The sequence below is a fragment of the Rhodocytophaga aerolata genome (genome assembly GCF_030503435.1).
GTDB lineage: Bacteria > Bacteroidota > Bacteroidia > Cytophagales > 172606-1 > Rhodocytophaga > Rhodocytophaga aerolata.
The window spans coordinates 1-12,058 of record NZ_JAUKPO010000069.1; the positions used below are offsets into that span (position 1 = coordinate 1).

A 12,058-nucleotide genomic window follows, 5' to 3' on the forward strand; every position below is an offset into this window, starting at 1 on the left:
AGATACTCAGCTACGAGAAATAATGAAAGAAGGAGTTGTGCCACAGCCACCTCCCAATTCGGGTACATGCTCTATTAAGTAACTTTTTGTTATCTATACCAATAAAATTAGTAGCGCAAACTTATACCCAAAATCAAAGTACCCCTTAATGGGCAGCATTGAGTAAAGGGTACAAATACAAGATGGAACGATTTATTCGAGGTTGTTTAGTAGTTTCAACAAAGGGGAAATTAGTTTAACTACTAAGCCATTGCTCCTTCATTCTTACCTGCTTCTCTGCTTACCTACCTGTCTGCTGCTCCAGCAGGGTTTGAATCTGTTCAGTAGCACTAGGCTTGGGCGCTTTTTGTTGAACAATCCTCCCCTGTTTGTCTATGAGAATGAAATGGGGAATAGCTTTTACTCCATAGGCTTTTCCTACTATGCCCGTTGCATCAAACAATTGTAGCCAGGTAGGCTGATCTTTCAACAAAGCTTTCTGCCAGGCAGTATAGCGGTCCCATAAGGCAATGCTGATGAAGACTACATCACGTTCTTTGTATTGCTCATGTAATCTTGCCAGATGAGGTAATTCCTCTTTACAGGGTCCACACCAGCTCGCCCACAGATCGATATAGAGGATTTTACCTTTGAAGTCAGCTAAGGTGTAAACTTTCCCTTTGGCATCTTTCAAAGAAAAATTAGGTGCCTGATCCCCATTTTTCAACGCCTGTTGCCCCTTTTCTAATTCTTTATGTCTTGTGCGCTGGCAGGCATCTAGATAAGCAAGCAGCTTTTGATCCCCTATGGCTTGCTTGTAAGTTTGAAGCGAATCCATCTTCTGAGAGAATGCCTCTGTAGAAGCATGTTCATTAATGATGTCACGCCATAGATACATGCCTAGTACATAATCCTGCACCTTGTCAGTGTAGTTGCGTAGGGCATACTCATACCTGTAGAGAGCTGGAATACTATCTGGGGAAACCTGGTAGTGATGGTTAGCCCAATACGTATAGCGGGCCATATATTGCAGAAAATTACGGAATCGAGGAGAGATCAGGTTGGCCGCATGGTTTAACTCTTTTTTCCACTCCTGGCCAAGTAGGCGATCTATCATGGCTTGAGGCGCTTTGGAAGTATACCAGGCCTGATCATGGACCAATGCAATCAACTCATAGTGATTTTCTACTTTCAGCAGGTGCTCAAAATCTTTCCCATACGCATCAGAGGAGGTGGATGAAAATAATTGCTTTCGGATAGAGTCAGCTAGCTGCCTGCGCTTGTGGATATAGTCTTCAAAATCTGCTTCTGCAAGGCTAGCAGGTTTACTATACTTTTGGACAAACAAAGGGTCTGAGAGGGCTTTCTCTACAAGAGGAAAATAGCTGTTAACCACTTTGCTCTTTCCTTCTACTTGCACATTTTTAGCATTAAGCATATCGATGATTAGCTGCAAGCTATCTCCGGGAGCAAGCAACAAACGAGGTCCAAGGGTTTTGTTGTTCTGGTAATTTATAGTGGCTAGCACAGACCCGGTGATTTTATCTGTTTGCAGGTAAAAAGAGTCATCCTCTTTCAGGTAAATGGTATCCAGGTAAGCCATCCCTAAAGGGTCTGTCCAGCTAAGCAGATACATCCTGTCTTGGAAAGGGTGGCTATGGATAAATTTACCTGCTAGTACCACTTTTTTCCTCGCTCCTTGTGAATGGGTGAGGAAAGGGAGGAAAAGCAAAAGAAAAAATAAGCGTAAGCTCATATAGTAAATAAAAGAAAAGAGATAAGGAAAATTCTCTACTCAGGTATGCTACCGCTGAACAGGTCTATAACAGCTGAAAGGTCTATACCTAATAAGTGAGCTGCAGCCTGAAAGAAAGATAAAAGAATTATCTGCTCAAATCAAGTGCTTGCTAGCAGGTGACCAAAAAGTGGATTGAAATATAAGATTCTTGGAAAGAATCCATTAACGAAATAGGCATTTAGATGCTTATCAAAGTTAAAGAATACGGGCAGTTCTTGAAACTAGTAAATTTTATTTTACTACCAGCTGAAGGGATAAAAACTCATAAAAATGATACCTTTGAGCCAAATAAGGTATAATGGCTCAAGAGTACGATAAAATCATTAAAGAAAATTTAGAAAAGGTGGTTCTCCAACTCATCCGCAAAACCACCAATATCGAGCCCATCAAAGGAGAAGTTTTATACCCAGAATTGCATTATACAATTGAAAGAGAAGCTGATTTTGTAGAGAAAATCACCACTAAAGACAATCAGACCTTTGTTTTCCACATAGAATTCCAGACAGCTAATGACAAGTCCATTGCTGACCGCATGTTTGTGTATGCCGGCTTGATCTATAAAATTTATCGCCTACCTCTTAGACAGATTGTCTTCTATATCGGAAATGATCCGGTCAATATGCCCAGTAAACTCTCTATGCCTACCTTTGAGTATAACTTCCAGCTCATTGACTTACAAGCTATCTCCTATAGAGAATTTATCACATCTAATATTCCAGAGGAAGTTTTACTGGCCATCCTCTGTAACTTTGGTGAAGTCCAAGCAGAGCTGGTAGTTGAGGAAATATTTATTAAATTACGTACACTTCAGGAAAGCAACTTAAATTTTCAAAGAAGCGTTAGGCAGTTAGACATGCTTTCCTTATTGAGAGATTTACAACCCTTGATTTTAAAACAAGAACAGAAAATGGCACTCACACTAGATATAAAAAAAGATTTACGCTATCAGCAAGGAACTGAGGAAAGAACCCTTGAGATTACTTTAGAAATGATAAAAAAGGGGCTAGATAATGAATTGATCAGTGAAATCACAAAACTATCTATTCAAGATATTGAAACTATCCGAATGAAGTTAAAGTCAGAAGGTAAAAGGAAACAATAACCCTACAATACCACAAAGCACACTCTACAAGGATTCTTATTATAGGCTCATCCTCCATGATGCCCCCTATTTTATCCTGCCAATAAGCTTCACATAAAGTTAGAAATTCCGCCCCTTTATCTTTACTCATTAACAATGGTCTCTCATTTAGCTTTTTCTAAAACTAGTTTCTCATCTCTGTGAAAAGGAGTAAAACTCTATTGAGAGCGCATGGACTAGTATTTATATACTTAATCCAGGGAATAGCTATTTTCCTACTAAATTAGGTAAGTCCATAATAAAGGTGGTTCCCCTTCCTTTCTGGCTTTCTACCCGGATGCTCCCCTGTAGTTTTTCTATGGCTTGTTTGACAATGTATAAACCTAAGCCCGATCCTTGCGCACTAGCGCTGGCTCTGAAAAACATATCAAATATTTTATCTATATACGCTGCATCAATACCTACTCCATTATCTGTGGCTCTAATTAGTGCCCTGGAAGGGCTGATATTGATATGGAAATGAAGAAAGCTTTGACTCGCCCCTGAATTAGAATATTTGATGGCATTCGTGATAATATTTTTTAAAATAACAGTGAGCCTGAATTCATCACTATGGAACCTGCTATCCCCTTCCAACTGAATGGTAAGCGATACCTGTTGCCAGCTATTATAATGTTTTAATTCTTCAAAACATTCCACGATCATTGACTCAAAATCGATAGCTTTAATCTGAAGGGTAGCATTGACCATTTTAGAATGATGCAGAATTGACTGTATATACTCATCTAGTTTACCTACTCTATTTTCGATTAAGGCCAGGTACTGTGCTTTTACCTCCAGATCTGTTTCTAGCTTGATTAAGTTGAGCAGGCCCTGCATGGAAGTAAGGGGCGCTCTCAGGTCATGAGAGACCTTATAGACATAGTTATCTAATTCATGGTTTCTCTTTTCCAGCTCTTGTAGGGTATGCTGTAGGGTTTGTTCTACCTGCTTCCGTGCTGTCACATCGCGCAGAATGGCAAGTAAACCTGTTTGCTGCCCGCTTTCACTGAGTAATACCTGGGTAGTGGCTGCTATATAGAGCTCTTTTCCAGCCTTGGTGCCTCGTTTAATTTTATGAATAATTTCTACACTACAGGATCCGTATTGAGCTAAGCTTTGCATGGCTTTGGGTTCATCTTCCGAATGCAGCCAGATCGACTCATAGGCGTCCCCAAGCGGTCTGCCCATCACTTCCTGGGCTGTTAATCCATATTGCTTTTGGGCGCCCTCATTCCAGAAATTTACCAGGTAAAAAGCATCTAATCCGATCACGGCTTCACTAATATGAGCAAGGATATGCGCATCAAAGCGCAGTTGGGCCTGGGCTTGTTTAGAAAAGGTGAGATCACTTCGGATGGCCACATAGCCTTCCACCTGACCCCCTTGATCGAGCAGGGGGGTAATTATCATATCTATCCAGAAGATAGAGCCATCTTTAGCTTTATTTTGTATCTCTCCTTTCCATACCTTTCCTCGGGAGATGGTCTGCCAAAGCTGTGTCCAGAAAAGGGAAGAATGATAACCGGAACTAATAAAATTGGCATTTTTACCTATCAGTTCCTCGGCTTTATAACCAGAAAAGTGACAAAATCCTTCGCTTGCTTTCTGCACAATTCCTTGAGGATCAGTAATAATATAGGCAGCATATGTATCTAGCACTTGTTTAATCTTTTCGTTTGCCTGGAGGGTTTTCTGTGCTTGCTGCAATTTTTCCCGCATAGAAGCTAGCGCCTCTTTTTCTACTTGTAATTGCTCAGAGCGCTTGGAAGATTTCTGATTCTGCATGAAATAAATCTAAAAAAATAGTCTGCTATTTTCCTTTTCTTGTAAATGAGTGACACCTAAAGAGGTATGCTGTGTAAACTAAAACAAGCTATAATTGTTAGAAAAGGGTAAAAAAAATTCAAACTATAAAATCAACTAGTGTTCTTCCAAGGAAACAAATAAGAGTAAAAAGTATTACCTGGTGTTTGCAAAAGGTATGGATAGAAAAACTATCAGCGCATGGCAAAGAAATATCATGTAAGCCTTACAGCAGAGGAGAGAACTTTATTAGAAGCGATCATTAGCAAACGCAGTGAAAAATCAGCCGTAGTCAAACGGGCTTTTGTACTGCTGGCTGCAGATGTCAATGGAGAAAAGCAGTGGACAGATAGCAGGATCAGTGAAAGTTATGGTTTGAAAACGGCTAGTATCGAGAAAATCAGACAACGTTTTGTAGAAGATGGACTCAAAACAGTTTTACAAGGCAAGCCCCGCAGCCGCTTCAAACCAAAGACGTTTGATGGCAAAGTGGAAGCGCATCTGATCGCTATTCGTTGCAGTAAGCCACCAGAAGGAAATAAGCGATGGACCCTGAGCTTGTTACAGGATCAGATGATCGCTTTAGGCTATGTGGAGTCTATCAGTGATGAGACAATCCGGTTAATGCTAAAAAAAATGAACTTGGACCTTATACCATGTTAATCTTGGGCTCCACCCTGGCAAGAGAAAGGTTGGGTAATCCCTAAAGCCGGAGCAGATTTTGTTTGTGCCATGGAGGAGGTCTTAGATGCCTATGAGCGGCCCTATGATAAAGATTATCCGCTAGTAGGCTTGGATGAAACCCGTAAGCAACTCGTTTCAGAGACAATCAGCAGCTTTACTGATGAACGTGGGGTGCGGCATATTGATTATGAATACAAGCGGGAAGGGATAGCAGATATAAGTGGAGCCAAGCTCAAGCTTGTGGTCCACTATGGTGGTAGAACCCTTAGCTGGTAAAAGAGAAGTATTCATCAAAGAGGATCACAGTGCTCAAAGCTGGGCTGAAGTGGTTACTTTCATTGCTGTGCAGATGTACCCGGATGCTAAAAAGATCACCATTGTGCAGGATAACCTCTCAGCCCATGCCAGACATGCTTTGTATGAATTACATCCGCCCCAACAGGCACGTGAGATCTTGCAGCGCATAGAATTTGTTCATACGCCCAAGCATGGCTCATGGCTGAATGTAGCAGAAATAGAGCTTTCGATTCTCTCCAGACAATGTCTTTCGGAGAGAATACCTGATAAGGAAAGTCTAAAACAGCAAGTGCAGGCATGGCAGGACAACAGAAACAATCGTACGGCTTGTATTGATTGGCAGTTTACTACCAAAGATGCCCGTATCAAATTTAAACGCCTTTACCCTATCTTATAACCTTGGAACAACACTAGTGGGCTTGCAAACACATTCTTGTATTTGAAATAACTAGTGTCAGATAAGAACATAACAGGCTGCAGCTAATGAAGGTTGCATATATAAAATAAAAGTAGGCAAAGAGATTATCTATGCTACAGAGAATGAAGGAGTATTGTTGCTATATAAGCCATATTTGACTAATCATATATGTCTTTTATGTAAAACTTCAAAATCCAACTAGACTTCCTTTAAGGAATTACTCCTCTAAACCAAACCAGCAGGATAGTTGTCTTATTTGCCTTGCAGAATTAGAAGTACGTGGTAGATAAACAAAAAGCCTCTGTAACAGAGGCCTCAGGTATGAGAAATAGCGACTATATCAATCAAAAAATTGTTTGAGCATGGATAATACTTTTGATGCTTCCGGCTGCTCACCTTGGAGAAGTTGCGCAAATATCTTTTTATCTTGAAGCGAAATATGGGTTTTATAGTCTACATCCTTTTTTGAAAGCTTTTTAGTAGCCATATGCCAGGAAGGAAAGGCTTTTTCTTTGATAGGGCCATAGGAAATCATTCGCACCTTTTCATGTCTGGGATCTTGCTTGATCTTATCAAACAAGGCAAGTAGTTGCTTAGCCTCTCCTTCTAAATATTGGATGAACTTATCTTGAGAGTATAAAAGTACACCGGTGGCGTCTACATGAGGATTGTTCTTCTGACAGGCAGCGAGAATTTTTTCAATTTCAAAATCATTACATGTGTTTTTTCTTGAGCTGACGTATACTAATTGAGCAAGCATGTTGTGTAGTATTTAGGGTATCAACCGATGAGTGGTTCATCAGTTTCTTACACATGTATGATTTACTTATCTGTTAGGTAACCCAAAATAAGCGTTGCTGAAGGCTTTAGCGTCTTGCAGAAACAGATTGTATTGTTGTAGAATTCAAAAGCAGGATCATATTTTATAATGTTTCTTTTGCCCTTATCAATTTGTCAGGTTTCCTATTTGGGGACAGGAACAGAAAAGAATAATTTAGTATGTTACCCTAAAAGGCCTGATCATATGAGTTAGTCGAAAGATGTGTTAAAATAACCGCCCTTTTCTAGAAACTTATAATCTATAATTTTTTGAAAGAAGTCAGTATACCCATAAAGGTATAACTCAAGAACTATGGGTGATATTATTGAAAAATATCTATTAACCTTTAACCTCTAGTGGAAACTTAACTCACCCACTAAATAAAAATTATGAGAGCTCAACACAAAGATTTAATTAAGAAAGCATATGCTGCTTTTAATTCCAGGGACATTGCTAGGGTACTTTCCACTTTTCACCCGGACGTACAGTGGCCAAAAGCCTTTGAAGGTGGTTATGTGAGCGGGCACGACGAAATCCGAAAATATTGGACAAGACAGTGGTCACAAATAAATCCCAGGGTGAAACCTACTGAATTTAATGAAAGAGAAAATGGTACCTTGGAAGTGAGCATTCACCAAAGAGTTAAAGACATGCAAGGTAATCTGATATTTGATGGAGCAGTAAAGCACATCTACACGATACAAGACAACTTATTAGTAAGAATGGATATTGAGCTTGCATAGGCAACCCACTTGCAAGCTATGCACTGCCAGTATAATATTTACTATAAAAAGGGGAGTAGTAATCAATAATCATGAATTTATTGAAAGTCGCGCTCCCGATTATTTTGTCCAAATGCTTAGAAAAAATGCTAACCAGTTTCAAGAAAGGGATCTTTTAATTAACTGCTTCCCTTTACTATTCCAGTTTTCATTAAAAAAATAGGTGAGAGTAGAAAATATTTATTTTTCACTCTCACCTATAGACTAAGTTTGTACAAAGGGCAAAAGTAGTTAAAGACGCTATCTAAATAACCGCTGAACACACTTCACCTCTTTTGATTAGTAGCCTATATAAACAAGCGACCAAGCAAATGGTCGCTTCTCTCATTTCTTTGCATGGTAAGCGACTAAGTAGCAAGCCTACCTGGCAAAGGCTTTTTTGAGCTCATCGGCTGCTAGCTTTTGTGCATCTTTAGCTTGTGGCACAATGGAGGCCATACCAAAAAACTCATGGGTGACTCCTTCATATACTTTTGAAGTTACAGCAATGCCTGCCCCTTCCAGGTTTTCTGCATACTGTTGCCCTTCACTGAGCAGCGGATCAATCTGCGCATTGATCACTGTTGCCGGTGGAAGACCTGTCAGGTTTGTTGCTTTCACCAGTGATATGAGTGGGGAGTTGCCTTCTGCCGGCGTGGAGAGGTAGTGTCCAAAAAACCATTCCATCAAGGGTTTGCTTAAGGGTTTGGCTTCTGCATACTCCATATACGAGGGAGAATTCACGTTATAATCAGCGATCGGGTAGACAAGCAACTGGTGCACGGGTATGGCTAGGCCATTGTCCCGGGCCATCATACTTACGGCGGCTGCCAGATTACCTCCAGCACTCTCCCCAGCTAGGGCAACTTTAGCAGGATTTATTTTCAGCGAGGCGGCATTGGCCAGTACCCACTCATAAGCGGCAAAGGAATCATTGTGCGCGGTGGGATATTTGAACTCCGGTCCTTTGCGGTATTCTACTGATACCAGCACAGCGCCACTTTGCTCGGAAAGGGCACGGGCCGAGGCATCATAAGTATCAATGGTAGCAATCACCCATCCACCCCCATGATAATACACAATACCAGGCAAAGGTCCTATGGCATTTTTAGGGGTATAGACCCTGGCATGAATTAATCCTCCCTCTACAGGAATGGTTACCCCTGAAGTGTCTACCCCGGAGGGAGGCATGCCAATGCCATATTCCTGCATTACCCCTTTGACCGCATCGGCTGCCGAGGGAGCCATCCGGGCCTGCTCGGGGGTGAGTGTTTGTAAGGGAACCCCACCGGAAAGTTCCTCTAACTTCTCGATTACCCGCTGCATTTGAGGTTTAATGGTAGGTCCCCATTCGGGTTTTGGCCCTTTGGGGCTAATGCCTACATCCGGCTCCCCTTCATCTTTCTTACAGGCAGAAAAAATGACACTACCGCCTAACAATGCCAGCAGGCTAAGCCTTATAAGCTTTGCTTTTGGGCTTCTTTTACCTAGATGGTTTTCTTGTGGTCTTTCTTGTTTTTCAATTTGTTTCATAATTAAACTTTCCTTGGTTTAAGGTGGGGATATAGTATGACTAGTCCTATTGTATAGGAATTGGTTAGCTAAGTGATGGGATGTAGAGAAGGACAAAACATGGGCTATACCCAACAGGGGTATCTTCGCTTGTAGTATCTATCACAACAATCCATCCGTATTCAAACACTAGGATAGCTAGTGGGCCTATACGATTTGACCAACCGTTTGTTTTATACAAGATGGCTTTTTGTGAAGATTTATTTTAAGCTAGCATCCCTTCTATCCGCTGACGGGTGGAAATAAAGAAAGATTTATCAAAGAAGATACAATATAAAGTAACGGCGCCTTCAATCTCTTGAATAGCTTGCCAGGCTAAGCGCTGACTGTCTTCTATACCATACTGAGGAGTAAATACATGGGCAAAGGCCTGTTTCCAGGCTGAAAAAAATTGTTGGATAATGCTTGTAAAAGCGGCCGGATTACTGGGAACATGCGCCCCGGTTTGCCCCATAATACAGCCTCCCTGCTCCTGAAAATAGGTCTGCTCGATAGCCTGCATCATTTTTTCTAAACGCTCTTTAGGGGTGCCCATGGCTTGAAAGGCTACATCGAATACCTGCTGTTTAAATGAATTGTAGACCGCTTTCAATACCTCTTCCATCAGGACCTCTTTGGAGGCAAAATGATGGTAAATGCTTCCTTTCAATAGACCACAGGCTTGGCCAATATCGGCCATCGAGGTGTTGTAATAGCCTCTCTCCCGAAATAGCTGGTAGGCTTTCCAAATAATCTGCTCTTTTGTTGTGTGCCCTTTGCTCATACATACTGGCAAAATTACCGAAAAAAACGAAAAACCCAGTTTAGTTCATATTTTTAGCTAGTGAGTTTTTAATGTATAAAGATATCCATAAAACTAGCAAACAAATGTTTGGTAAAATTCGTTTGCTAGTTTCATAGATAGGCTTATCCTTTCGCTTAAGCACGTAAAATTACCGCCCTGTTTCCTTATTTGATTTATTTATGAGAAAACGATTACCAACAGAGCAAGAGCTGATCAGCTTGCTACAAGCGAAAGATAAAAAGGGATTTGATTTGCTGTATCAACTATACTCCAAAAGCTTATATGCTATTGCCTTAAAAATTGTCCATTCTCCCCCTCTGGCCGAAGATGTTTTACAGGATAGCTTTCTGAAGATATGGACAAATAGCCACGCCTATGATGCAACCAAAGGTAGTCTATTTACCTGGATACTAAATATTACCCGAAACACAGCTATTGATAAAACCCGCTCCTCGGTATTCAAACAGGTACAACTTTCATCAGTTACTCCCACCTTGCTTTCGGGCATGGATCAACTCAATGCTGCTGAGCAAAAGATTGATTGTATAGGAGTCGAAGTATTTTTGAAAAATCTCTGCCCGCCACAACAACAGGTAATGACCTATGTGTACTGTGCTTCGTTAATAAAGTTTGCACATTTGCTAAAAAGTTTGCACAATTGTTAAAAAGTATGCACAATCTTAGTTATTATCAATAATAATTGCATTGAAATGAATAGGATGGCTTCTAAACTATAATTAGTTATATATTTAATCTTCTATAAATTTAATTTCTTGTTAAAAAATTCGTGAAAAAGTCTTTTTTCACACTACTTAAATATCAAAATGATGTGGTTTGCTAAAAAAGATTGTCTAGTGCTAATAAAGTTTGTCCACTTCTAAAATATCTTAATAAACTCCCAAGCTTTTAAATTAAAAGTTAGAATTCTAAATCAACCAGCCATGAGTAAAAATAATTTACAAATTCTATTATTATTCCTAATAGTTTCTCTGTTAGGAGTTATCATTTATCAACTTTCTAAATTGAATTCAAATCAGAATTTTCAAGTGCTTGAGCAGGATGAAACGGAGTCCGCAGCCACGATAGGTTTCAGACCTGCATTTATGCAAAACCCTGTAGTAGAATCGGTTGTATAAAAATACTTAAAGCTACTGAACATTATTGGTTCCTTGTTTAAGCAATAGATTTTTACAGGTAGTTAGATGATTGTGCCTCTTTTTTAATGTCAATAAAGGGGGAATGATGTGCTTTATTAAAAAGTTTGATCAATCTAAATTACCAGCAACAATAAAATTTTAAACACGAAAAATTTAGTTTGCAACCTTAATAAACTGTTAAAAATTAACATATACAATTAATTGACTATGAAAAAATTGCTTCTTCGTGTATCAGTTCTAGTTCATGCAGTTCTTTTATATAGTTCATGTAATAAGGATGCTACTCCTAACAGTCATACTCCCTATTTTCCATTGCAAATTGGTAATTACTGGCAGTCCAATGAAAAAAATTATATAAAGGTGATTGGAAAAAAAAAGATAGCGGGCAACGAATTCTATGTATTAGCTGCCAGGATTGGAGGCGATAGTAGAGACACGATGTATTATAGAATAGATGATAAGTTAAACCTAATTCAAGCCCACTTTAGAAAACAAACCCCTACTGTGATATTTTTAACAAAAGCTAAATTTAATGCACAAATAGGGGATATGTTTTACACTACTTCTATGGATGACCCAGCAAATGAATTAGTTGAAGTAGTAGAAAAGAGCGAGGATAAAATCAAATTTAAATACTCAAGATCAAATTCCGAGCATACTACTAGTTATTTTGTTGAATACAAAAGAGGGCTAGGAGTTGTAGATAATTTCAAGCAGATACGTGTTAACGGCTCATTATACACCTTTTAACTATTCAAATAAATTAAGCATTTTTAGTGTGGAGTGTTATAAAGAGCTGTTAATATCATTGAAGCTGTTTAAAGTTATTATCTAAAAAGGAAGCACTGGTTAAGAAGTAGTA

Annotated in this window: 12 protein-coding genes; 7 read left to right on the forward strand and 5 right to left on the reverse strand. The window is 39.6% G+C overall.

Annotated elements, in window-relative coordinates:
- Positions 1 to 280: 280 nt before the first annotated feature.
- Positions 281 to 1,735, reverse strand: a complete 1,455-nt coding sequence (locus Q0590_RS35280; RefSeq protein WP_302042386.1) for a TlpA family protein disulfide reductase — start codon at positions 1,733 to 1,735, stop codon at positions 281 to 283.
- A 340-nt stretch (positions 1,736 to 2,075) separates the two neighbouring features.
- Between Q0590_RS35280 and Q0590_RS35285 the strand changes: the two genes are divergently transcribed.
- On the forward strand, positions 2,076 to 2,879 hold the full coding sequence (locus Q0590_RS35285) for an RpnC/YadD family protein (RefSeq protein ID WP_302042387.1): 804 nt from the start codon (positions 2,076 to 2,078) through the stop codon (positions 2,877 to 2,879).
- A gap of 246 nt (positions 2,880 to 3,125) precedes the next feature.
- Here Q0590_RS35285 and Q0590_RS35290 read toward each other — a convergent pair whose 3' ends face one another.
- Positions 3,126 to 4,685 carry a PAS domain-containing sensor histidine kinase gene (locus Q0590_RS35290; protein WP_302042388.1) on the reverse strand — a complete coding sequence of 520 codons (1,560 nt, stop codon included), beginning with the start codon at positions 4,683 to 4,685 and terminating at the stop codon, positions 3,126 to 3,128.
- Positions 4,686 to 4,904: 219 nt separating this feature from the next.
- Here Q0590_RS35290 and Q0590_RS35295 point away from each other — a divergent pair, with 219 nt between their 5' ends.
- The 3 genes from Q0590_RS35295 to Q0590_RS35305 all read left to right on the forward strand — a co-directional run bounded on the left by Q0590_RS35295 (position 4,905) and on the right by Q0590_RS35305 (position 6,081).
- The gene (locus tag Q0590_RS35295; RefSeq protein ID WP_302042389.1) at positions 4,905 to 5,366 is read left to right on the forward strand and encodes a helix-turn-helix domain-containing protein; all 462 of its coding nucleotides are present in this window, start codon (positions 4,905 to 4,907) and stop codon (positions 5,364 to 5,366) included.
- Positions 5,367 to 5,435: 69 nt separating this feature from the next.
- Positions 5,436 to 5,663, forward strand: coding sequence for a hypothetical protein (locus tag Q0590_RS35300; RefSeq protein WP_302042390.1), 228 nt, complete (start codon positions 5,436 to 5,438; stop codon positions 5,661 to 5,663).
- Positions 5,638 to 6,081: a transposase gene (locus Q0590_RS35305; RefSeq protein WP_302042391.1), complete on the forward strand. Its 444-nt coding sequence runs from the start codon at positions 5,638 to 5,640 to the stop codon at positions 6,079 to 6,081. The genes Q0590_RS35300 and Q0590_RS35305 overlap by 26 nt, the downstream gene beginning before the upstream one ends.
- A gap of 361 nt (positions 6,082 to 6,442) precedes the next feature.
- Here the strand turns inward: Q0590_RS35305 and Q0590_RS35310 are convergent, their stop codons facing one another.
- Positions 6,443 to 6,862 carry a BLUF domain-containing protein gene (locus Q0590_RS35310; RefSeq protein WP_302042392.1) on the reverse strand — a complete coding sequence of 140 codons (420 nt, stop codon included), beginning with the start codon at positions 6,860 to 6,862 and terminating at the stop codon, positions 6,443 to 6,445.
- Positions 6,863 to 7,311: 449 nt separating this feature from the next.
- Here Q0590_RS35310 and Q0590_RS35315 point away from each other — a divergent pair, with 449 nt between their 5' ends.
- A complete protein-coding gene (locus tag Q0590_RS35315; protein ID WP_302042393.1) occupies positions 7,312 to 7,665 on the forward strand; it encodes a nuclear transport factor 2 family protein in 354 nt (117 codons plus the stop codon).
- 399 nt (positions 7,666 to 8,064) lie between these two features.
- Here the strand turns inward: Q0590_RS35315 and Q0590_RS35320 are convergent, their stop codons facing one another.
- Positions 8,065 to 9,216: an alpha/beta hydrolase gene (locus Q0590_RS35320; protein ID WP_302042394.1), complete on the reverse strand. Its 1,152-nt coding sequence runs from the start codon at positions 9,214 to 9,216 to the stop codon at positions 8,065 to 8,067.
- 244 nt (positions 9,217 to 9,460) lie between these two features.
- The gene (locus tag Q0590_RS35325) at positions 9,461 to 10,018 is read right to left on the reverse strand and encodes a TetR/AcrR family transcriptional regulator (RefSeq protein WP_302042395.1); all 558 of its coding nucleotides are present in this window, start codon (positions 10,016 to 10,018) and stop codon (positions 9,461 to 9,463) included.
- Between the two features lie 200 nt (positions 10,019 to 10,218).
- Here Q0590_RS35325 and Q0590_RS35330 point away from each other — a divergent pair, with 200 nt between their 5' ends.
- Together Q0590_RS35330 and Q0590_RS35335 are read left to right on the forward strand one after the other, a co-directional pair.
- Positions 10,219 to 10,704, forward strand: coding sequence for an RNA polymerase sigma factor (locus tag Q0590_RS35330; RefSeq protein ID WP_302042396.1), 486 nt, complete (start codon positions 10,219 to 10,221; stop codon positions 10,702 to 10,704).
- 699 nt (positions 10,705 to 11,403) lie between these two features.
- Positions 11,404 to 11,946, forward strand: a complete 543-nt coding sequence (locus Q0590_RS35335; RefSeq protein WP_302042397.1) for a hypothetical protein — start codon at positions 11,404 to 11,406, stop codon at positions 11,944 to 11,946.
- Positions 11,947 to 12,058: the final 112 nt, after the last annotated feature.

Bases quoted from the DNA above. Each gene is read 5' to 3' on its own strand.
- Q0590_RS35280 (WP_302042386.1), bottom strand. From the start codon at position 1,735: ATGAGCTTACGCTTATTTTTTCTTTTGCTTTTCCTCCCTTTCCTCACC.
- Q0590_RS35285 (WP_302042387.1), top strand. From the start codon at position 2,076: ATGGCTCAAGAGTACGATAAAATCATTAAAGAAAATTTAGAAAAGGTG.
- Q0590_RS35290 (WP_302042388.1), bottom strand. From the start codon at position 4,685: ATGCAGAATCAGAAATCTTCCAAGCGCTCTGAGCAATTACAAGTAGAA.
- Q0590_RS35295 (WP_302042389.1), top strand. From the start codon at position 4,905: ATGGCAAAGAAATATCATGTAAGCCTTACAGCAGAGGAGAGAACTTTA.
- Q0590_RS35300 (WP_302042390.1), top strand. From the start codon at position 5,436: ATGGAGGAGGTCTTAGATGCCTATGAGCGGCCCTATGATAAAGATTAT.
- Q0590_RS35305 (WP_302042391.1), top strand. From the start codon at position 5,638: ATGGTGGTAGAACCCTTAGCTGGTAAAAGAGAAGTATTCATCAAAGAG.
- Q0590_RS35310 (WP_302042392.1), bottom strand. From the start codon at position 6,862: ATGCTTGCTCAATTAGTATACGTCAGCTCAAGAAAAAACACATGTAAT.
- Q0590_RS35315 (WP_302042393.1), top strand. From the start codon at position 7,312: ATGAGAGCTCAACACAAAGATTTAATTAAGAAAGCATATGCTGCTTTT.
- Q0590_RS35320 (WP_302042394.1), bottom strand. From the start codon at position 9,216: ATGAAACAAATTGAAAAACAAGAAAGACCACAAGAAAACCATCTAGGT.
- Q0590_RS35325 (WP_302042395.1), bottom strand. From the start codon at position 10,018: ATGAGCAAAGGGCACACAACAAAAGAGCAGATTATTTGGAAAGCCTAC.
- Q0590_RS35330 (WP_302042396.1), top strand. From the start codon at position 10,219: ATGAGAAAACGATTACCAACAGAGCAAGAGCTGATCAGCTTGCTACAA.
- Q0590_RS35335 (WP_302042397.1), top strand. From the start codon at position 11,404: ATGAAAAAATTGCTTCTTCGTGTATCAGTTCTAGTTCATGCAGTTCTT.